Here is an 18,897-nt window from a genome sequence, read left to right as displayed (position 1 = left end):
GGTGGAGCCATGAATCCCACCGCAAGACCGCCCGAACCAAGACCATCGAGGACCTCATCGCAGCGTAATCAACCGGCCACCCGACAGGCTCTGAGGCTGCCGATAGTCATGAGGGTGCGGTCGACAGCAGCAGCCTCCAGACCGGGGACCTTCTTGGTGGCCCAAGCATCGTGAGGGGGAAGGTCAGTGCGGCCTTTGGTGTTCGGCCGCGGGGTTCCCGGCCCACCGGCCGGATCCGCGAGGCGCCTCGCCGCGCTCTGTCACGGATCGCAGTGAAGGGACCCCGGCCTGCGGCATCGTCATGGGTCACGCCTAATATCCGCACATGCAGCACACCTCCGCGTCCTTCCTGTCACGCCTGGCACGCCCCGACTTCGACATCGCCTCCGCCTTTCCCGAAGCCTCCTGGCTGCGGCAGACCGCGGCCGCGAGGGACTGGGCATCCATACGCTCCTATGTCGACGGGCTGCCGCAGGGGACCAACCGCAGTTTCGCCGTCGGGATCCTGCAGGACGTGCGGGGTGTCGAGGACTGGATGCGCGAAGTCCTCGCCGCCGCACCGGAGGACGTGCTCGCGCTCACCGTGCTCGGCGCCCGCGAGGTGCGCATCGGCTGGAAGATCCGCACCGACGCGCCCGCGGAGAACGTCAGCCGCAAACAGTTCGCCGGACTGCACACGCACCTGCGGCAGGCCGAGCAAGCGCTGATCCGGGCGACCGCGATCGACCCCGCCTTCGACGCGGCCTGGGCGGAACGCCTCACCACGGCCATGGGGCTCCAGCTCGGGCAGGCCGAGGCCCGGCGCCGGTACGACCGGCTCACCGCGCACCACCCGCACCACATCACCGGCCAGGGACGACTGCTCCAGCAGCTCTGCCCCAAGTGGGGCGGGAGCTGGGAGGCGGCCCACGGCTTCGCCCGGGAGTGCATGACCGGCGCTCCCGAGGGGGCACTGAGCGGCGGGATGGTGGCCGAGGCCCACATGGAGCACTGGATCTCGCTGAACGGACGGGAACGCGTCGAGTACCTGCGTCAGCCGCATGTGCACGCGGAGCTCGTCGAGGCCGCCGAGAGGTCCACGCTCAGCCCGCACTTCCGGCCGGTCTACGCATGGGTCACCGTCCAGGGCTACTTCGCCGCGCTCTTCTCCCTCGTCGGTGACCACGCGCGGGCCGCCGCCTGCTTCCACTCGCTCGGCAACCTCGCCTCCGAGTACCCGTGGGCCGAGCTGGGAGTCAACGCCACCGACGCGTACATCAAGCACCGCAACTCCGCCCTCGCCAAGGGCTGAGCGCCGAGCCGCGCGGCCGACGGGGCGGTGACGCACCCGCCCGGCGGCCGCCGCACCGGCCGCCCCGCCGCACGACCGCCCCGCCGAACGACCGCCCCGCCGAACAGAGACCGGACATGAACCTCCAGACTGCCATCCACTCCACCGAGGTCGACGGCATCCCCACCCTCTTCACCCACGCCACCGGGCCGACGCGCGCCGGACTCGTCTTCCGGGTCGGCGTCGCCGACGAGACGCTCGCCCGGACCGGTGTGACGCACCTGGTCGAGCACCTGGCCCTGCACCGCCAGGGCCTGAACGACCACCACTTCAACGGCGAGACGAAGTCGGCGTTCACGCACTTCTTCGTCGAGGGCACCGAGCACGAGGTCGTGTCCTATCTGAAGGGCGTCTGCTCCTCCCTCAGCGACCTGCCCATGGAGCGCCTGGAGACCGAGAAGGAGATCCTGCGCACCGAGGAGTCCCGCCGCCAGTCGCCCCAACTGCCGCTGTGGCGCTACGGGGCCCGGGGGTACGGCCTGTCGGCCTACCCGGAGTGGGGCATGCCGAAGCTGGACCCCGACGCCGTACGGCACTGGGCCCGGACGTGGTTCACGCGGGGCAACGCCGTGCTGTGGGTGGCGGGCGAGCGGCTGCCGGCCGGCCTGTCGCTCAACCTGCCCGCCGGAGAACGCCGGCCGATGCCCGCCGTCACCTCGGCACTGCCCGAGAGCCCGGCCTACTTCTCCGAGGGCACGGGAGGCGTCCTGCTCGACGCCGTGGTCGCGGACACCGCCGCCGCGATGCTCTACGCGGGCGTCCTGGAGCGCGAACTCTCCCGCGACCTGCGCCAGGAGGGCGGCTACTCGTACACGGCGGCCACCAACCTCACGCCCCGGCGCGACGGCTTCGCCGTCCTGACCGCGTTCGCGGACGCGCTGCCCGCCAAACAGGGCGCGGTGCTCGGCGGATTCGTCGACGTCCTCGCCCGGCTCCAGGCGGGGCGCGTGGAGCAGGCCGGCCTGGACGCCGTGCGCGCACGGTACGAGTCCGCGCTGACGGCATCCGACGTGGCCGTACACCGCCTGCCGGGCATGGCCGAGAACCTCCTCGCGGGGCGCCCGCCGCGCACGGTGGACGAACTGCTGGCCGAACTGCGGTCGGTGACCCCCGCCCAGGTGCACGAGGTGGCCCTGGAAGCGGCCTCCACCGCCCTCATGCAGGTGCCGTCGGGACACAGCGCGGACTGGGCCGGATACACCGCCGCGCCCACGAACTCCTCGTACACGGTGCCCGGACGGAAGTTCGCGGCGCTGAGCGGCGACGGTTCGGCGCTGATCGTGGGCGACGAGGGCGTCAGCATGACGGCGCGCGGCGGGGACGGCTCGGAATGCGCGGTGACGGTCCGCTACCAGGACTGTGCCGCGATGCTGTGCCGGCCCGACGGCGGCCGGCAGCTCATCGGCGCCGACGGACTGGTCGTCGAGGTGGAACCCACCCTGTACGGCCTCGACGCCCGGGCCCTGGCGAGCGTCGACGCTGCCGTGGCGCCCGACGCCGTGGTGCCGCTGCCCGCCCGGCCCCGGCCGCCGATGCCCGAGGACGCGGCGGCGGCGAGCGCTCCGCGTGCCGGACAGGGCGCCGGACGGGGTGCCGCCCCCACCCGGCGTACCGGCCTGCAGACGGCCGTGATGATCCTCTTCGGTCTCCTGGCCGGCCTCAGCGGCCTCGTGGCGCTCACGTTCACGCTCACCGGAGCCGGGGACCCGGAGTTCACCCTCACCGACTGGATCTTCGCCTCGGTCGTCATGTGGGGTTTCACCGGGCTGCTCGCCTGGCCCGCCGTGCGTGTTCTGCGGCAGACACGGCGGCTGTGAGGCAAAGACGCCCCCGTGTCTCGGGAGCGGTGGGTGCCGGGGCGTACGGCTCGGGAAGGTGCAGGAAGGTGTCGTCGTCCCCCGGCAGCGAAGGAGAGCGTCGTGTGTCCTCCCTGTTTCCCGCTCTGACGGGCGGTGCGGACGCCGGGCGGCCCGCACTGCGGTTCGGTGAGCGGTCCCTGACCTGCGCCGGACTCGCGGCGGCCGCCGGATCGCTCGCCGGACGGCTGCGGGGCGTCGGCCGGGTGGCCGTGTGGGCGGAGCCCGGACTGGAGACGGCCGTCGCAATGACCGGCGCGCTGCTGGCCGGGGTCGCCGCCGTCCCGCTGAACCCCAGGTCGGGCGAGCGGGAACTCGCGCACATCCTCTCCGACAGCGCGCCGTCCCTGGTCCTGGCCGCGCCGGGCACCGAACTCTTTTCGGTACTGGCCGACTTGCCCCGTCTGGACGTGGAGGCGTCCGTCACCAGGGCCGTGGCCGTCCCCGAGGACCGGTTCGGCTACGAGCACCCGGCGCTGGTCGTCTACACCTCCGGCACCACCGGGCCGCCCAAGGGTGCCGTCATCCCGCGCCGCGCCCTGGCCTCGACCCTGGACGCGCTGGCGGACGTCTGGCGGTGGACCGGGGACGACGTGCGCCGGCATCCGCACCCGCGCGGTGCGCTCGGCCGAGCCCACTTCGCCGCCATGAACCTGCGATGCCAGGCCGGCAGGGTCCCGGGGGTGACCGCGAAGGCCTCACGCCAGCGGCGACAGGGGATGAATCCCGACCTGATCAGGCTGTCGCTCACGCGCGCCGCAGCGTCCGGTGCTACAGGCACCTTCCACCGCGTCCTCGGTATCAACGATCTTGGCCTGTACCTGCCGAAAGGTCCATAGCAATCCACAGTGAACTGCGGCTACGCAACTGAGCGGATGGACCGGCCGGAAGTCCTTTCACCGGGCACGGATGGCCTCCCCTACAGGTCGGGGGGAGGCCATCGGTACGCCCGGGAGAGCGGAGTTTCGCCACCCTGTCGAGCCCCAGGAGAGATCCGTTCCGCCTCAGAGCCTGTCGGGCGACCTCTGATCGGGCGGTCACGGCGTGGCACGCACGCTTCCGGCGTTGCCGAAATGCCCTAGTAGCTCCGCTACGAGGCCATCCCGGCGCCTTGGAATCGCACGCACCACGCCGCGTCCGCTCTCCGATCGAAGGTCACCCGACAGGCTCTCAGGGAGCAGGAACTGGACCATCCGAACGATCAGGATCGCGGCGCACCGCCAACGGCTGTCCCCTTGGTCCCCGGTGCCGGATACCCGGATGGTGCCTCCTCCCGGCCGTGGTCAGTGGCTCGTGGCCGCCGGCTCCAGGACGAAGACGGGAATCTGCCGGTCGGTCTTCAGCTGGTAGTCCGCGTAGTCGGGGAACGCCTCGACCGCGCGCTCCCACCACACGGCCTTCTCCTCACCGGTGACCTCACGGGCGTTCATGTCCTGCCGGACCGGGCCGTCCTGGAGTTCCACCCGGGGGTCAGCCGTGATGTTGTGGTACCAGACGGGATGCCGGGGAGCGCCGCCCAGCGATGCGATCACGGCATACGTTCCGTTGTGCTCGACCCGCATCAGCGGTGCCTTACGGATCTTTCCGCTCTTGGCTCCGCGCGTGGTCAGGACGATGACCGGCAGACCACGCATCGTGGTCCCCTCCGTGCCGCCCGAGCTCTCGAACAGCTCGACCTGATCGCGGACCCACTGTGCGGGGCTCGGCTCGTACTCACCCTTGAGAGGCATGGAATCTGTCCCATCGTCGGCATACGGACATTCGGACACGCGGACACCGGCGTGTCCCACTGCACCGAGAACTCTTTCATCATTCCGCCGTCGCCAGGGCGCGGACCGTACGTGTGTCACAGCGGCAGCCGGATCTTTCACGGCGCTGCGGAGTCGCTGTCCGCCGGCTGTCCAGGTGACAGGGACGCCGTCCCTGTGGCAGCCAGGGAGATCTTCACCAGGGTTCCCGACCTGTTGACCCACAGCTCCGGGACGTGGTCCTCGTAGAACCGGGCCTGCCCGATGACTCCCTCGGTGACGGAATTCCACGCGAGCCGCTCCGCGAGCGAGTCCAGCTCCGGCAGCATCTCGGCATGCACTTCTTGACGCACCGTCAGGGACCAGCCGTCGGCCGTCGAGGCGAGCTCGCCGACGAGGATTCCACCGACGCGGGCCGCGGGCCCGCGCCCCGCAAGCAAGGGGAACCTGTCGTCGAGCACATCGCCAGGCACTTCTTCGTCACCCTCGGGTCCGTCCTCTGCTCCGCCGTCCGACACGCCGAGATGCCATCGCAGATCGGCGAGCACGGCGTTCGGTACCGATGCACCGAGATTCAGGGCGAGGTCCACCGCGTACAGGTCAGCCATACCGGCAGCCTAGGCGCTGCCCCGACAGCCGATCGGCACCGAGGTTCCCCGGCAGCATTCGGCTCGACGAGGAAGGTGCCGGTCGGCGTGCCGAGCTCCTCGCCCGCCAACTGGTCCGTATCCACCAGGTGCACGTGGCACCGGAGCACCGGCCTCGCACCTACCAGGCATGGACCGCAGCCGACCGCGTGCGGTTGCCCCAAGTCACCGGTCGGCCCGAACTGTGGCAGCACGCCGTGGACATCATCCGTCACGACCCGCCGCCGTACCGACCCTGCTTCCTGCACAGGGACTTCCACCCCGGCAACGTGCTCTTCAGCGGCCAGGACGACGATCTCCGGATCACGGGTGTCGTCGACTGGGTGGAGACCTCCTGGGGGCCTGCAGACCTGGACGTGGCCCACTGCTCAACAGCCTTGGCACTGCTGCACGGTGCCCGCTTCGGAGCCCTGCTCGCCGACCACTACGTCGCCGAGGGCGGCATTTTGGCCGATGAGCCCGCAGCCCACCTGTACTGGCGGATGCTCGATGCGCTCGCCTACGCACCGGACGCGGAGAAGGTCGCCGGGCCCTGGCGCGAACTGGGACGGGACGACCTCACCCAGGCCCTGCTCGCCGGCAGGCTGGAAGAGTACCTCCAGACACTCTTCGACCGTTACGGCTGAGTCGCCCCGGAGCGTGAGACAAAGTGACGTGCGCGTGCTGTTCAATTGACGCGCAGGTCATACCTGTCGCACGTGCACGCCTGCCTCAGCGAGTGCGTCGACCTCTGCCTCGGGCGCGGCCTCGTCGGTGACAACGGCGTGCAGTGCGGTGGCGGGCGCGACGAAAGCGAGGGCGGTACGGGAGAGCTTCGCGCCGTCCGTGACCGCGATGACGCGGCGGGCCGATGCGATCGCGGCCCGCTTGACGGCGGCGTCGTCCAAGTCGTACGCGGTCAGGCCGTTCGCCGCGTTCAGTCCGCAGCAGCCGATGACCGCGGTGTCGAAACGCAGGGCAGCCAGCGATGCCTCGGCGAGCGGGCCGATGAGGGCGAGCTCGCCCGCCCGGGGGCGGCCACCGGGCACCAGCAGCGTGAGGTCCGGTGCTCCGGTGAGTGCGTTCACCGCGTGCAGGGACAGTGGCATGACCGTCAGCCGGCGGTGCTCCAGCGCGCGGGCCACTTCCAGGCAGGTGGTGCCGCTGTCGAGGACGACGGACTCCCCGTCGGCGATCAGCCCGGCAACCTCGGAGGCGATGCGTCGCTTGGCCTCCAGCCCCTCCGTGGCCCGCAGCCCGAAGGGGGGTTCGTCGCCGCGCAGCAGCAGGCTCCTCGCTCCTCCGCGGTATCGCTCCAGAATGCCCTGCTCGGCCAGGGTCTCCAGGTCACGGCGGATGGTCATCTCCGACGCGCCGGTCAAGGAGGCCAGTTCCGCGACGCCGGCACTGCCCGCGTCGCGCACCGCCTCGGTGATCCGTCTCAGTCGATCTGTACTCGCCACATCAGCGATAGAACACCATCGGCGTTCACAACGCAATCTTTCGAACATCAATGATGTTAGATATGTTCATTGGCATGGAGAGATCGCTGCGGACCGGCCGTCTGGTCACGACCGCCTACTTCGCCCTGAACGGCTTCGTCCTGGGGATGTGGGTCGTCCACATTCCTGCTGTCGAGCGCCACGTGGGCATCAGTCATGCCGTGCTCGGCTGGCTGCTGCTGCTCCTCGGCGCGGGAGCCTTCGCGGGGATGCGGATCACGGGCCCGCTCACCGATCGGTGGGGCGCCCGCATCGTCGTACCCCTGGGCGCGGCTCTGTGCAGCGCGGCCGTGGTCCTTCCCGGCCTGGCCACGGACGCGTGGACGCTGGGAGCCGCACTCGCACTGCTCGGACTCGGCAACGGCTGTCTGGACGTCAGCATGAACGCCCACGCCATCCAGGTCGAGCGGGGCTACCGACGCCCCGTCATGTCCGCCTTCCACGCGACGTTCTCCATCGGCGGGGTCCTTGCCGCGCTGGTGGGCGCGCGCACGCTCAGCTGGGGCTGGAGCCCGGCGGTGACCCTCGGCTCGGTGGCCGTCCTCGGCCTCGCGGTCGCCGCACTCGCCGCCCGCGGGCTCCTGCCGGCCGAACACGCCCCCTCCCCTGCCGGGGAGGCTCCCACCGGGGTGACACAACCGGTGCACCGGACATCCCGCCGCATCTGGGCGCTGGCCGCGCTCGCGCTGATGCTCATGCTCTGCGAAGGAGTGGCCAACGACTGGAGCACTCTGCATCTGCGGGACGTCCTGAACGCCACCGCCGCCACCGCCGCTCTCGCGTACGGTGCGTTCTCGACCGCCATGACCATCGGCCGGCTGCTGACCGACCGAGTGGCCATGCGCTTCGGGCCCGTCGCCATCCTCCGCTACGGGGCGGCCCTGGCCGCGGTCGGGCTGACGACGGCCACGTTCTCCACCTGGGTCCCGCTGGCCCTGGTCGGCTGGGCCGTGTTCGGGGCCGGGCTGTCCGGCTGCATCCCCCAGCTCTTCAGCGCCGCAGGCCATGCCGACCCGGGCGCCGCCGGGACGAATGTCTCGCGTGTCGCCGGTCTGGGCTATCTCGGCATGCTGGCCGGCCCCGCCGTCATCGGACCGCTGACGCACTTCGTCCCGCTCAACCTGACCTTCCTACTGCCCCTTGGGTTCTGCGTCGTGGCAGCGTGCGCAGCCGGCATCGCGGCCGCTTCACCGACACCGTGCTCAGCGACACCGGTGCTGAGCGAGGCCCACCCGACGTAGAGACCATCCACGGGGCGAACCGGATTCCGACCGCACGGCGTCCCCGTCAGCCTTGGCGGACGCGGGCATGGACGTGCATGTCGTGCCAGCCATCCGCATGCAGCGCCGCCCCGCGACGGACGCCCTCCTCCTCGAACCCGGCCTTGACCGCGACGCGGCAAGATGCGCGATTGGCGGTCGAGTGCTCGAGTTCGAGGCGGTGAAAGCCTCCCGGACCCAGCGCCCAGCGCGCCAGCGTCCTGACCGCGCGAGGGCAGACACCATTGCCGCGCGCTGACGGCACCATCCAGTAGGCGACGTCAGCCGTGCCGTCCGCAAGGTCGAACGACTTCAAGGACATCCTGCCCAACAACGTGTCACCTCCGGCGTCGACGACCGCCCAGTGACCGCCCGTCTCCTCCCGCCACCCGCACTGCCAGGCCGCGATCCAGTCCCGCGCCTCCTCCACGGAGTCAGCCGTACACACATGCCAACGCTGAATCGCGGGATCCTGGAACGCCTCCATCACGGCCGGAGCGTCGTCAAGCGTCCAGGGGCGCAGCAACGCGTCACCCTCGACCGGCAGAACCGGCTGATCGGACATGGCAAGAGCGCCGACGGAAATCGCGGGAGCAACCAGGGAGGGCATGACCGGCATTATCCAGGGCCGGGGACCTCCGTCCCCAGCGGAAGCGTCAGCCGCCACAACTCGTTGAACCGGTCGAGGGCGTCCCGGTTGTTCTTCCTGGCAACGGCCAGAGCCGCAAGTGCCGTCGCCCGTTCCTCGGGATCGTCCGCGATCAATCCGAACGCCCAGCCCAGCCGCTCGTCCCAGGCGCGTGCATCGTCGCCGCCCGCGCTCGCTCCTGCGTCCCGTTCCTCGGTCACACCGGGATCATCCCCCAGGCGCCGGCCCGGGGTGTACCCCATTCGGCAACGACGTAGCGGGCGCGGCCCGAGCGGTGTCGCGGTGCCGGCCGACTCCCCTGCCCCGCCCGGCAAACTCATCGTGTCGCGGCCCCAGGAAGTGATAGGCCCTCTCGCTACCCTCCGCGCATGATTTCCACGGTTGTCTGGGGCACGGGAAATGTCGGCCGCGCCGCGATTCGCGCTGTCGAGGCCCATCCGGCGCTCGAGCTCATCGCCGTGCTCGTCCACAACCCCGACAAGGTGGGACGCGACGCGGGCGAACTCGGTGGGCTCGGTCGTCCGCTGGGGGTCATGGCGGGCGACGACGTCGATGCCGTGCTGGCCACCGGTCCCCGGGCCGTCGTGTACGCCGCGTCCGGCGACATCCGCCCCGACGAGGCCCTCGCCGACATCAGCAGGGCGATCCGGGCCGGGGCCGTGGTCGTGACCCCCGCGCTGTACGCACTGTACGACCAGTTGGGCGCCCCGCCGGAGCTGCGGGATCCGGTGCTGGCCGCCATCGCGGACGGTGGCGGCTCGCTGTTCGTCTCCGGTGTCGATCCCGGCTGGGGCAATGACGTCCTGCCGTTGCTGATCAGCGGACTCGGAACCTCCGTGGACGTGATCCGCTGTCAGGAGATCTTCGACTACTCCACCTACGACCAGGAGGAATTGGTCCGGTACCTGGTCGGCATGGGCCAGCCGATGGAGTACGAGCCGCTGATGCTCGCACCGACCGTACCGACCATGGTGTGGGGTGGACAGATACGGCTGATGGCCAGGGCTCTGGGAGCCGAACTCAACGACATCCGCGAGACGTTGGACCGGCGCCCGCTCTACGCCACGGTGAGCACCAGGACGATGGGTACGTTCGAGGCCGGCACCCAGGGCGCCGTGCGGTTCGAAGTGCAGGGCATCGTCGGGGGCGAACCCCGCATCGTCATCGAGCACATCACGCGCATCCACCCCTCGTGCGCACCGGACTGGCCGACGCCGCCCGACGGGGACGGCGCACATCGAGTGATCATCGAGGGTCGCCCGCGCATCGAGGTCACGGTCGAGGCCATCGACGAGGGCGAGAACAGGTCCGCGGGCGGGAACGCCACCGCGGTCGGCCGGCTCGTGAGCGCCATCGACTGGCTCGTGGACGCGGCCCCAGGACTCTACGACGCGCTCGACGTCCCGCTGCGCCCAGCAGTCGGCAGGCTCGGAAGGAGACATCCATGAACATCGACATCCCCGAGGGCAAGGACCCGATCGAGTACGTGTGGGGCGAGATGGTGCCCGGGATCGGGATCGCCGCATCGAACTTCTCGCTGTCGGTGTACGCCCACACGACCTTGGGACTGCGCGAGTTCGAAGCCGCGCGGTTGCGGATCGCCCAGATCAACGGGTGCGCCTTCTGCCTCGACTGGCGGACCGAACGGGACGGCGTGAAGGTCGAGGAGGAATTCGCCGACGCGGTGACCCAGTGGCGTACCACCGACGTGTTCGACGACCGGACCCGGTTGGCCGCCGAATACGCCGAACGGTACGCCCTGGATCACCACAACCTCGACGACGCGTTCTGGTCCCGGATGACCGCGCGCTACAGTCGGCTCGAGATCGTGGAACTGAGCATGAGCATCGGGTCATGGCTGGCGTTCGGCCGGCTCAACCATGTGCTGGGCCTCGACACCAGGTGCGCGCTGCCCGACCGTTGACCGTCACAGGTCGGTGGCGATGATCTTCTCGATGTTCCGTTCGGCGAGCGCGGTGATGGTGACGAACGGATTGACGCTGGTGTTGCCAGGGATCAGCGAGCCATCGATGACGTACAGGCCGGAGTAGCCGTGCAGGCGGCCGTAGTTGTCGGTGGCCCGGTTCAGCACCGCGCCGCCGAGCGGGTGGTATGTGAGGTGGTCGCCCCAGATCTTGTAGGCGCCGAAGAGATCGGTCCGGTAGATCGTCCCCTCCTTCTGGTTGATCCTGTCGAAGATCGTCTTGGCGGCATCGATGGACGGCTGCTTCCAGGCGGCCTGCCAGTTCAGGTCGACCGTGCCCGTCGCGGCGTTCCAGGAGAACTCGGCCCGGTTCGGGTTCTTGGTGATGGACAGGTAGAACGACGCGTACGTCTCGATCCCGGTGGGCAGCGGCGCGACTTCGGCGAACGCGCCACCGGCGGCCCAGTTGTCGATGCCGCCCGTGGGAATGGACGCCTGGAGGCTGCCGGTCGGGTCCCACAGGTGGTTGGCCCGGCCGCACATGACGTTGCCGTTGTCGCCCCACCCTTTACCGATCTCGTTGTTCAGGCCGACGAGCGCGCCGGTGGCCTTCAGCTTCACCAGCAGCTTGCTGGTGCCCACGCTGCCGGCCGCGAAGAACACCCGGTCGGCAGTCACCGTCTTGGTGGCCGTGGTGACACCGCCGGTGTCGATCTGGTCGATGACGACCGTGTAGCCGCCACCTGTTGCCGGAGCGACCGAAGTGACCTTGTGGAGCGGCGAGATGACGACCCTGCCGGTGGCCCTGATCCGGTCGATGTACGTCTTCTGCAGCGACTTCTTGCCGTAGTTGTTGCCGTAGAGGATCTCGCCGGCCAGCGCCGACCTGGGGACGGTTCCGGCTTCTTCCTGCTTCATGTAGTCCCAGTCGTACACGGTGGGCACGAAGACGAACGGGAAGCCGGCACGCTCGGCCTGCTTACGGCCGACCCGGGCGTACTGGTAGCACGCGGCGGTGTCGAACCAGGCCGGATCGATGGTGCCGGCCCCGAGCCCGGCATTGGCGCGCGGGTAGTAGATGTCGTACATCTCGTCGGCGTCCACCGACGGGAGGACGGCTCCGAAGTTCTCGCGCTTGGGAGTGACCGCCATCCCACCGTTGACCAGCGAGCCGCCACCGACGCCGCGGCCCTGGTAGACGGTGATCCCACTGAACTCCTCGGCGTCGAGGATCCCCGTGGTACGAGTGATGTTCTTGTCGATGGGGAAGCCGAGGAAGTTGCTGAGGGGCTGCTTGGTCCTGGTGCGGAGCCAGTACGAACGGCTGTCCGGGGAGGTCGTGTTGGCGAAGATCTTGCCGTCCGGGCCGGGGGTCTCCCAGGCCATGCCCATTTCGATCATGTGCACGTCGACGCCTGCCTGGGCGAGACGCAGTGCGGCGACGGAGCCGCCGTATCCGGTGCCGATCACCAGGGCCGGGACATGGGCCCCGGAGTCGATCGGAGCGGTTGCGGAGCCGACCCCGGCCTGGGCCGGGGTGGTGTGACCCGCGAGGGCCACGGCTCCTAAAATAGAACCAGTTCCTGTGATGAATCTGCGACGCGAAACACCCTTGGGGCCTGCATTGTGCATGGTAGAGTCACTCATGTGACACGCCTCACTCTCCAAAGAGTGAAACTGGTTCTACTGCCGTTCGCGCGTTAAGTCACTACATACCGATGGGTAACATGCGCCCGATCGAGGCACCCCGGATCAACGCCGTGCGTCAGGCGGGCCGTCATGCGGATCGGCTTCTGAATCGCCCCCTGTGCGCGACACCGACGGGAACGGGTGGCGAAGCCCCATCGGACCTTCGCCACCCGTCATGCCTGAATCAACGCAACCGGGCGTCAGTAGGCCCCGAACACGTTGTCGATCGAGCCGTACTTGGCGGCGGCGTAGTTGCACGCGGCCGTGATGTTGGCGACCGGGTCGTAGGGGTCCATCGACGTACCGGGCACGTGGTAGGCCCGGAACGTGGGGTCGATGACCTGCAGGAGACCCTTGGACGGTGTGCCCTTGGCGGCGTTCGAGTCCCAGTTGTTGATGGCCCGGGGGTTGCCCGCGGACTCGCGCATGATGTTGCGGTGGATGCCGTCGTAGCTGCCGGGGATGCTGTGCTGGGCCATGACGGCCAGCGACTCCTTGATCCAGCCGTCGAGGTCGTTCGTGTACGTCGCGGGCTTCGCGGTGACGGCAGCGGCGGTGCTCGCGGCCGTCGTGGACGCGACTGTCGCGGGCGCGGTGGCGCCGATGGTGAGCTTCTGGCCCGCGTGAAGTACGCCGGGGTCGGCTCCGATGACCGCTCGATTGTCCTTGTACAGCTGCTGCCAACCGCCGCTCACGGAATGGCTCAGGGCGATCTTGTAAAGGGTGTCGCCGGCTATCACGGAATAGACGGAGGGCGTAGCTGCCCGCACGGCAGTCGGGTTGGCGGGGGCGGCAGCGGGCGCCACTGCCTTGGAGACGGCTGCGGTGACAGGCTGCGCCGGCGCTGCCGAGGCAACGGTTGCCCCGATCATCGGAAGCGCGAGAGCGGCTCCGCCCGTGCTCACGGCGATGAATCCGCGAGTCAGCGAACTGGACTTACGACGACGGTGGTTAACCTGTGCGGGCATGGCGCATTCCTCTCCGTCGCCTACGAGGTGAGCTGTCGGGTTGAGGCTGGAGTTGCCTCGCCGTATGGGAATACGACTTCACCCCTAGCCGTTCCGGATACCGGATCGGCGGCTTACGTGGGTCCCCCGCTCCTGCCGTACGTGAGTGGTCGGGTTACCGGACGGCGGCAGGATTCGGCGTTCCATCCGGATTGACGGTGACCGTAGGCGAGAAACTCCGACCTGAACAAGCCCCCATTTCTCGATCACAATTCATTTGCAAGATCGAGTCGCGGAAATTTTCGCAATTCACCCCGGTCCGCGAAGCCAACTTTCTTGGCGCAGAAGGGAACCGGGCGGCACGCCGCTGCGTCCGCGGGCCCGGAAGGTGACTCTCGCCACTCTGCCCGAAAAGGGCGATTTGCCCGGCACGTAAGGCCTCGGCTCGTGCGGGCTGCGCATTCACCAGAACGGTGAGCGGCTCCCCTTTATCGCCAAAATTGCGACATTTAGGAGATTTTGGCTTCAGCGGACGGACGTCCGGCCTCCGACTCGTCGGGAAGGGCGCCCCCGGGGAGACGACCGGGATCAGCCGTGCGCCACCCGTCTGCGCCGACTGCGGCGCGCGAGTGGCCGCCCACCGGCCGGGTCGTGCAGGTTCACGCGAACGACACCACGGCGGCCGCACAAGGTGCCGTACACCTTGGGCGTGGCCATGATGGTGCGGAAGAACGCCCTGCCCGCCCGCCGGGACCGTCCGGCATCACGAGAGAAGTGATGGCGATGGAGCTGTTCCCGCCCATGCCGCTCGCCGAGTGGCGTGACACCAAAGAGACGCTCCACCGCTTCGCGCAGGTCGTCGGAAAGATCCGCCTCGCGGCCAGTGTCCGGCGCAATCACTGGTGGAACGTTCCGTTTCACCTCACTGGCCGCGGTATCACCACCCGCCCCATGGGGCAGATCGACGGCAACCCGATTTTCACGGTGGACTTCGACTTCGTCGGCCATCGACTCGTCATCACAAGACTGGACGGCGTGACGGTCTCGTTCCCGCTTTCGGGCCAGTCCGTGGCGTCCTTCCACAAGAATGTCATGGCCGCCCTGGAAGCGCTGGGCATCGAGGTGGATATCAACGTGCCCAAGCCATTCGATCTGCCCGACGCTGACCGGCCGTTCGCCGAGGACACGGAGCACGCGGGATACGATCCCGAACAGGCGAACCGGTATTGGCAGGTCCTCAGTCAAGTGGCGCTGGTGCTGGAGGAATTCGCCGCGCGGTTTTCGGGGAAAGTCAGTCCCGTGCACCATTTCTGGCACACCTTCGATATCGCTCACACCCGCTTTTCGGAGCGTCAGGTCGACCAGCCCCGGCAGATCGACCCGGTGACGCGGGAGGCCTACTCCCGGGAAGTGATCAGCTTCGGTTTCTGGTTCGGTGACGACACGTTCGCCGCACCCGCGTTCTACTCGTACACCGCTCCCGAACCGGCGCGGCTGGCGGAAGAACCGCTCGCTCCGGTGTCGGCGCAATGGGTGGATCGTGGCGGCAGCCACCTGGCGGTGCTGCCGTACGACGCGGCCCGCACCGAAAGCGATCCCCGTGCGGCCGTACTCGCCTTCTACGAAAGCGCCTATCAGGCCGGAGCGGGGCGCGCCGGCTGGGACATCGACCGTCTCACCTGTCCCGGCGGGATCACCGATCCGTGCCTGAGGACCCGTACGTCTGCCGGTGGATGAGGAGCGCGGCTTCAGTGCAGCTGCCGCTCCCAGTCCGCGGGGACCTTGCCCTGGGGACCCGGGGTCGGCTGGGCGACCGGGTGCGAGGTGGGCGGGGGCAGCTCCACTCCCTCGTAATATTCCTCGGTCTCGATGTTCCAGAGCCAGTTCTCCCCCGGCTCGAAGCTGGCCAGGAACGGATGTCCTGCCTCGCGTGCGTGCTTCGTACCGTGCTGCGAGGGGGAGGAGTCGCAGCAGCCGATGCGTCCGCACGCGGCGCAGCGGCGCAGGTGCATCCACCATCCCGGTCCGTCGCCCGCCAAGCAGTCCGCACATCCCGCCCCGCTGGGGGCCGCGGTGAGATCGATGCCTGGGATCTGGTCAGGTGCCATGTGACGTGCCTCCGTGATCAGGCGCGAGAGCGCGGACCCTGCGGGTCCCGTCCCGGCGCACTGAGAGCCTGTCGGGTGACCTTCGATCGGAAAGCGGACGCGGTCTGGTGCGTGCGATTCCAAGGCGCTGGGATGGCCTTGTAGCGGAGCTACTAGGGCATTTTGGCAACGCGGGAAGCGTGCGTGCCAGGGCGTGGCCGCCCGATCAGAGGTCACCCGACAGGCTCTGAGGCTTCCGGGTTCCTTCCTGCATCGTAAGGCCGGACTGCCTGGTCCGCCTGCGTCGAACAGCCGTGCCGGACTCCGGGCGCCGCTCGATGATGTGAAGTGCCCTCCCTGCGGGGGACGTTCGCGTGCGCCGACGGCAGCAGGGCCAGGACATACGGGCGTCGCAGGCCGCCCGGTCTCCCATCGCCTCGCCCTCACCCTCCCGGGACTGTCGGCTGCGGGGCCCGGTGGCTGCCGAGCCGCCGCCGCAGTGCGGCGAGCCGGGGATGGCGTTCGTGCAGTTCAGCGGAGTGGCGGTCGAGTTCCTCGCCAAGGCGTTCGGCGCGTTTGTCGATGTCCAGCTCATCCAGAATGCGGTCGACCTCGGCGAGCAGCGCACCGTGCAGTTGCCACTGCCGGGGGTGCTCCTGGACGTCCTCCAGCAGGAGGTCGGCCACCACGTCCCGAGTGGCGCGACTGGCGGCCAGTGCGGCGGCAAGTCGCGACTCAGCCTCCTCGGCATTGGCGGACACCGGGGTGGTGATCAGCGTGGAGAAGCTCTCGATGGCGTCGGCCATCTGCGCGAAGAGTTCCCGGAGCGAGGCGGCCACGTCCTCCGGGAACATGGTTTCCTCGGTCCGGGCTTTGGCCAGGTCCGTCAGCGTGCGGGCCAGCACACGGAGTACGACGGCGCAGATCTCCAGTGTGTCGAGTCCGGTACGCAGCACGATGCGGTACAGAAGGCCCTGCCGGATCCGGGGGTTGAGCAGGAGGCTCTCCTCGGCCTGCCGGAGCGAGGCGTCGACGGCCACGATGTCGTGGTCCAGTCTGCGGGCGTCGTGCAGTCTCGCCGCCGCCCGCGGGACGGAGACGTGGCCGCCGACCTCCTCGCCCATGGCCCGGAACATCCGTCCCATCTCCCGCGCCAGTTCGTCGATGGACACGCCCGCGTTCTGCACCCATACGGGCGGTGCGAGCAGGTTGAACAACAGGCCGACGCCCGCACCGATCAGGGTCTCCAGAACGCGGTCCCATGCGGTGGCGGCGACCTGGGAGACGCCGAGGACGAGCATCGCGCTGATGGCGACTTCCGGCACGAACTCGTCCACCCGCACCATCCGTCCGATAATCAGCGAGCTGAAGATCGTCAGACCCAGGCTCCACCAGTTCAGACCCACCAGGGCGCTGAAGCCGATGGCGATGAGCACCCCGACGACGACGGAGTTGACGCGCCGGATGCCCGTGGTGAGTGTCGCGTACAGGGTGACCTGGACGACGAGGAGCGCGGTCAGTGGAGCCGTCAGCGGTACAGGCTGCGGAAGGGTCCACACCGCGACGACATAGGAGATGACCGCGGCCGCCGTCGAGCGCAGGGTCTGCGCCGCGACAGGCTCGGTGGTCTGCCGTACGAGCTTGATCACAGGTGCGGAGAGTTCAGGCATTTCACTCTCCTTCCCTCGTACGTCTGCTTGCAGCACCACGAATCCACCGGACGGGTTGCGCGTGGGCCCCCTCGTCGGGTCCGTACGCCCGCCTGGGAGCGATGGGCGGGACGGCAGCGAAGTGCTGGAAGTCGGCGCAATGCGGTCCTGTGGGTGTGGGGCGCCGATCCCTGGACTCGTGGCATGCGTGTACGTTTCGCCTCGACCGGCGGATCGGGCCGCTTCACCCCGCTTGTCCCGTTCATCGACGCCTGCGCGGCGCGTGGGGACGGTGTCCTCGTCGTCGCACCGCCGAAGCTCGAACCGTTACTGGCGGCCCGGGAACAGCCCTACCGCATCGGCGGGGAGCCTCCGGAGGCCGAGCTCGTGCCGCTGATGATGCGGGTGTTGGGACTGCCCGCGGACGAGGGCGTGTCCCTGATGACCAGGGAGGTGTTCGGCAGGCTGTGCACCACCGGCCTCGCCGTCAGCCGGTGCCGGGATCAGCCGCGGCTCGGCGAGCGCGGCCAGGACGTCGGCGTACTTATGGAATTCGTGCACGGAAGGGTTCGGCATCCACCGAACCATGCCCGGGGCGTGGCGGTCGTACGTCGTCACCCTGCGCCGGACTCGCCGGGATTCTCGCCGACGTCCCCGATCCCGTTCCTCACCACGGCAGTCCGGATCACATAAGCTCGAACAATGGCGAAGTACTTCGACGTGCACCCCGAAAATCCTCAGCGGCGCACCATCAGCACGGTGGCTGAGACCATCCGCTCCGGTGCGCTCGTCGCGTACCCGACGGACTCCTGCTACGCACTGGGATGCCAGTTGGGCAACCGTGACGGCATCGGCCGGATCCGTTCGATCCGCAACCTCGACGATCGTCACCACTTCACCCTGGTGTGCCAGGACTTCGCGCAGCTCGGTCAGTTCGTGCACGTCGACAACGACGTGTTCCGCGCGATCAAGGCAGCCACGCCCGGCAGCTACACCTTCATCCTCCCGGCGACGAAGGAGGTGCCGCGTCAACTGCTGCACCCGAAGAAAAAGACGGTCGGAGTCCGCATTCCCGACCATGTGGTTACCCAGGCCCTGGTCTCCGAGCTCGGTGAGCCGCTGCTCTCCAGCACCCTGCTCCTGCCCGACGAGGACGAGCCGATGACACAGGGCTGGGAGATCAAGGAGCGGCTCGACCACGAGGTGGACGCGGTCGTCGACTCGGGTGACTGCGGCACCGAACCGACGACGGTCATCGACTTCTCCGAAGGCGAAGCCACGATCGTGCGCCGAGGAGCAGGCGACACCACACGGTTCGAATAGCCATACACCGACGGCATCACCACGTGCGAGGCATGGGACCGCGTGCCCCTGCCTCGGATGCCACTTGGTCGGCCTCCACGCGCTCAGCCGTCTCCGCCCTCAGGGTCTGGGCCCAGCAGGTGTGCGTGGACCGGGATGAACCTGCCTGCCGGGCGGGTCTGTTCGGGGGCGGGGGCCCAGGAAGGCCCCATGCTTACGTTTCGGTCACGACGTAAGGCCGGGCCCGGGGCATGGTGTGGCCGGGTTCGGCCGCACACCGACACGTGCGGTCAGTAGGCCGAGTTGACGTGGTCGATGGAGCCGTAGCG

General features: G+C 69.0%; 17 protein-coding genes, 2 pseudogenes and 1 riboswitch. Of the genes and pseudogenes, 10 read left to right on the top strand and 9 right to left on the bottom strand.

The features are described from left to right. The first annotated feature begins 325 nt into the window (after positions 1–325). The 3 genes and pseudogenes from ACGFSA_RS32865 to ACGFSA_RS32855 all read left to right on the top strand — a co-directional run. Positions 326–1,291: a hypothetical protein gene (locus ACGFSA_RS32865; protein ID WP_393309683.1), complete on the top strand. Its 966-nt coding sequence runs from the start codon at positions 326–328 to the stop codon at positions 1,289–1,291. A 116-nt stretch (positions 1,292–1,407) separates the two neighbouring features. Further along, positions 1,408–3,147 carry a M16 family metallopeptidase gene (locus ACGFSA_RS32860; RefSeq protein ID WP_393309682.1) on the top strand — a complete coding sequence of 580 codons (1,740 nt, stop codon included), beginning with the start codon at positions 1,408–1,410 and terminating at the stop codon, positions 3,145–3,147. Positions 3,148–3,251: 104 nt separating this feature from the next. Beyond that, a pseudogene (locus tag ACGFSA_RS32855) lies at positions 3,252–3,800 on the top strand (AMP-binding protein); the annotation flags it as partial. Between the two features lie 669 nt (positions 3,801–4,469). On the opposite strand, the gene ACGFSA_RS32850 reads toward ACGFSA_RS32855, so the two are convergent. Then, positions 4,470–4,916, bottom strand: a complete 447-nt coding sequence (locus ACGFSA_RS32850) for a nitroreductase family deazaflavin-dependent oxidoreductase (protein ID WP_393309681.1) — start codon at positions 4,914–4,916, stop codon at positions 4,470–4,472. 137 nt (positions 4,917–5,053) lie between these two features. Continuing rightward, complete coding sequence (locus ACGFSA_RS32845; protein ID WP_393309680.1) at positions 5,054–5,542, bottom strand: hypothetical protein; 489 nt, start codon at positions 5,540–5,542, stop codon at positions 5,054–5,056. 47 nt (positions 5,543–5,589) lie between these two features. Between ACGFSA_RS32845 and ACGFSA_RS32840 the strand changes: the two are divergent. Next, a pseudogene (locus ACGFSA_RS32840) lies at positions 5,590–6,207 on the top strand (phosphotransferase family protein); the annotation flags it as partial. 57 nt (positions 6,208–6,264) lie between these two features. On the opposite strand, the gene ACGFSA_RS32835 reads toward ACGFSA_RS32840, so the two are convergent. Next, entirely contained in the window at positions 6,265–7,023 is a 759-nt protein-coding gene (locus ACGFSA_RS32835; RefSeq protein WP_393309679.1) for a DeoR/GlpR family DNA-binding transcription regulator, read from the bottom strand. 74 nt (positions 7,024–7,097) lie between these two features. On the opposite strand from ACGFSA_RS32835, the gene ACGFSA_RS32830 reads away from it, so the two are divergent. Then, positions 7,098–8,303, top strand: coding sequence for an MFS transporter (locus ACGFSA_RS32830; RefSeq protein ID WP_393309678.1), 1,206 nt, complete (start codon positions 7,098–7,100; stop codon positions 8,301–8,303). Positions 8,304–8,349: 46 nt separating this feature from the next. Here ACGFSA_RS32830 and ACGFSA_RS32825 read toward each other — a convergent pair whose 3' ends face one another. Together ACGFSA_RS32825 and ACGFSA_RS32820 are read right to left on the bottom strand one after the other, a co-directional pair. Continuing rightward, on the bottom strand, positions 8,350–8,940 hold the full coding sequence (locus tag ACGFSA_RS32825; protein WP_393309677.1) for a GNAT family N-acetyltransferase: 591 nt from the start codon (positions 8,938–8,940) through the stop codon (positions 8,350–8,352). Beyond that, the gene (locus ACGFSA_RS32820) at positions 8,940–9,170 is read right to left on the bottom strand and encodes a hypothetical protein (RefSeq protein WP_393309676.1); all 231 of its coding nucleotides are present in this window, start codon (positions 9,168–9,170) and stop codon (positions 8,940–8,942) included. The genes ACGFSA_RS32825 and ACGFSA_RS32820 overlap by 1 nt, the downstream gene beginning before the upstream one ends. A 168-nt stretch (positions 9,171–9,338) precedes the next feature. On the opposite strand from ACGFSA_RS32820, the gene ACGFSA_RS32815 reads away from it, so the two are divergent. Together ACGFSA_RS32815 and ACGFSA_RS32810 are read left to right on the top strand one after the other, a co-directional pair. Then, positions 9,339–10,418: a dihydrodipicolinate reductase gene (locus ACGFSA_RS32815; protein WP_393309675.1), complete on the top strand. Its 1,080-nt coding sequence runs from the start codon at positions 9,339–9,341 to the stop codon at positions 10,416–10,418. Next, entirely contained in the window at positions 10,415–10,894 is a 480-nt protein-coding gene (locus ACGFSA_RS32810; RefSeq protein WP_393309674.1) for a carboxymuconolactone decarboxylase family protein, read from the top strand. Before ACGFSA_RS32815 ends, ACGFSA_RS32810 begins: the two co-directional genes overlap by 4 nt. Before the next feature lie 3 nt (positions 10,895–10,897). Here the strand turns inward: ACGFSA_RS32810 and ACGFSA_RS32805 are convergent, their stop codons facing one another. Next, positions 10,898–12,541: a GMC oxidoreductase gene (locus ACGFSA_RS32805; RefSeq protein ID WP_393309673.1), complete on the bottom strand. Its 1,644-nt coding sequence runs from the start codon at positions 12,539–12,541 to the stop codon at positions 10,898–10,900. 242 nt (positions 12,542–12,783) lie between these two features. Continuing rightward, positions 12,784–13,551 (bottom strand): transglycosylase SLT domain-containing protein, encoded by a 768-nt coding sequence (locus ACGFSA_RS32800; protein WP_393309672.1) that lies wholly within the window; start codon positions 13,549–13,551, stop codon positions 12,784–12,786. A 4-nt stretch (positions 13,552–13,555) separates the two neighbouring features. Continuing rightward, a riboswitch (cyclic di-AMP (ydaO/yuaA leader) is annotated at positions 13,556–13,741 on the bottom strand. 572 nt (positions 13,742–14,313) lie between these two features. On the opposite strand from ACGFSA_RS32800, the gene ACGFSA_RS32795 reads away from it, so the two are divergent. Continuing rightward, positions 14,314–15,267 (top strand): DUF5996 family protein, encoded by a 954-nt coding sequence (locus ACGFSA_RS32795; RefSeq protein ID WP_393309684.1) that lies wholly within the window; start codon positions 14,314–14,316, stop codon positions 15,265–15,267. Positions 15,268–15,278: 11 nt separating this feature from the next. Here ACGFSA_RS32795 and ACGFSA_RS32790 read toward each other — a convergent pair whose 3' ends face one another. Both ACGFSA_RS32790 and ACGFSA_RS32785 read right to left on the bottom strand, forming a co-directional pair. Then, on the bottom strand, positions 15,279–15,638 hold the full coding sequence (locus ACGFSA_RS32790) for a UBP-type zinc finger domain-containing protein (protein WP_393309671.1): 360 nt from the start codon (positions 15,636–15,638) through the stop codon (positions 15,279–15,281). Between the two features lie 422 nt (positions 15,639–16,060). Next, positions 16,061–17,287, bottom strand: coding sequence for an aromatic acid exporter family protein (locus tag ACGFSA_RS32785; RefSeq protein WP_393309670.1), 1,227 nt, complete (start codon positions 17,285–17,287; stop codon positions 16,061–16,063). Positions 17,288–17,470: 183 nt separating this feature from the next. On the opposite strand from ACGFSA_RS32785, the gene ACGFSA_RS32780 reads away from it, so the two are divergent. Beyond that, positions 17,471–17,959 (top strand): hypothetical protein, encoded by a 489-nt coding sequence (locus ACGFSA_RS32780; protein ID WP_393309669.1) that lies wholly within the window; start codon positions 17,471–17,473, stop codon positions 17,957–17,959. Between the two features lie 9 nt (positions 17,960–17,968). Next, positions 17,969–18,589, top strand: coding sequence for an L-threonylcarbamoyladenylate synthase (locus tag ACGFSA_RS32775; protein WP_366138910.1), 621 nt, complete (start codon positions 17,969–17,971; stop codon positions 18,587–18,589). Positions 18,590–18,897: the final 308 nt, after the last annotated feature.

The sequence above is a fragment of the Streptomyces sp. NPDC048496 genome (genome assembly GCF_043200055.1).
In the GTDB taxonomy this organism is placed as follows: domain Bacteria; phylum Actinomycetota; class Actinomycetes; order Streptomycetales; family Streptomycetaceae; genus Streptomyces.
The sequence above is the reverse complement of the archived record's forward strand: the minus strand, read 5'-3'. Positions and strand labels throughout refer to the sequence as shown.

Bases quoted from the DNA above. Each gene is read 5' to 3' on its own strand.
- ACGFSA_RS32780 (WP_393309669.1), top strand. From the start codon at position 17,471: ATGCGTGTACGTTTCGCCTCGACCGGCGGATCGGGCCGCTTCACCCCG.
- ACGFSA_RS32830 (WP_393309678.1), top strand. From the start codon at position 7,098: ATGGAGAGATCGCTGCGGACCGGCCGTCTGGTCACGACCGCCTACTTC.
- ACGFSA_RS32795 (WP_393309684.1), top strand. From the start codon at position 14,314: ATGGAGCTGTTCCCGCCCATGCCGCTCGCCGAGTGGCGTGACACCAAA.
- ACGFSA_RS32785 (WP_393309670.1), bottom strand. From the start codon at position 17,287: ATGCCTGAACTCTCCGCACCTGTGATCAAGCTCGTACGGCAGACCACC.
- ACGFSA_RS32775 (WP_366138910.1), top strand. From the start codon at position 17,969: ATGGCGAAGTACTTCGACGTGCACCCCGAAAATCCTCAGCGGCGCACC.
- ACGFSA_RS32825 (WP_393309677.1), bottom strand. From the start codon at position 8,940: ATGCCGGTCATGCCCTCCCTGGTTGCTCCCGCGATTTCCGTCGGCGCT.
- ACGFSA_RS32790 (WP_393309671.1), bottom strand. From the start codon at position 15,638: ATGGCACCTGACCAGATCCCAGGCATCGATCTCACCGCGGCCCCCAGC.
- ACGFSA_RS32805 (WP_393309673.1), bottom strand. From the start codon at position 12,541: ATGAGTGACTCTACCATGCACAATGCAGGCCCCAAGGGTGTTTCGCGT.
- ACGFSA_RS32860 (WP_393309682.1), top strand. From the start codon at position 1,408: ATGAACCTCCAGACTGCCATCCACTCCACCGAGGTCGACGGCATCCCC.
- ACGFSA_RS32800 (WP_393309672.1), bottom strand. From the start codon at position 13,551: ATGCCCGCACAGGTTAACCACCGTCGTCGTAAGTCCAGTTCGCTGACT.
- ACGFSA_RS32815 (WP_393309675.1), top strand. From the start codon at position 9,339: ATGATTTCCACGGTTGTCTGGGGCACGGGAAATGTCGGCCGCGCCGCG.
- ACGFSA_RS32865 (WP_393309683.1), top strand. From the start codon at position 326: ATGCAGCACACCTCCGCGTCCTTCCTGTCACGCCTGGCACGCCCCGAC.
- ACGFSA_RS32845 (WP_393309680.1), bottom strand. From the start codon at position 5,542: ATGGCTGACCTGTACGCGGTGGACCTCGCCCTGAATCTCGGTGCATCG.
- ACGFSA_RS32850 (WP_393309681.1), bottom strand. From the start codon at position 4,916: ATGCCTCTCAAGGGTGAGTACGAGCCGAGCCCCGCACAGTGGGTCCGC.
- ACGFSA_RS32810 (WP_393309674.1), top strand. From the start codon at position 10,415: ATGAACATCGACATCCCCGAGGGCAAGGACCCGATCGAGTACGTGTGG.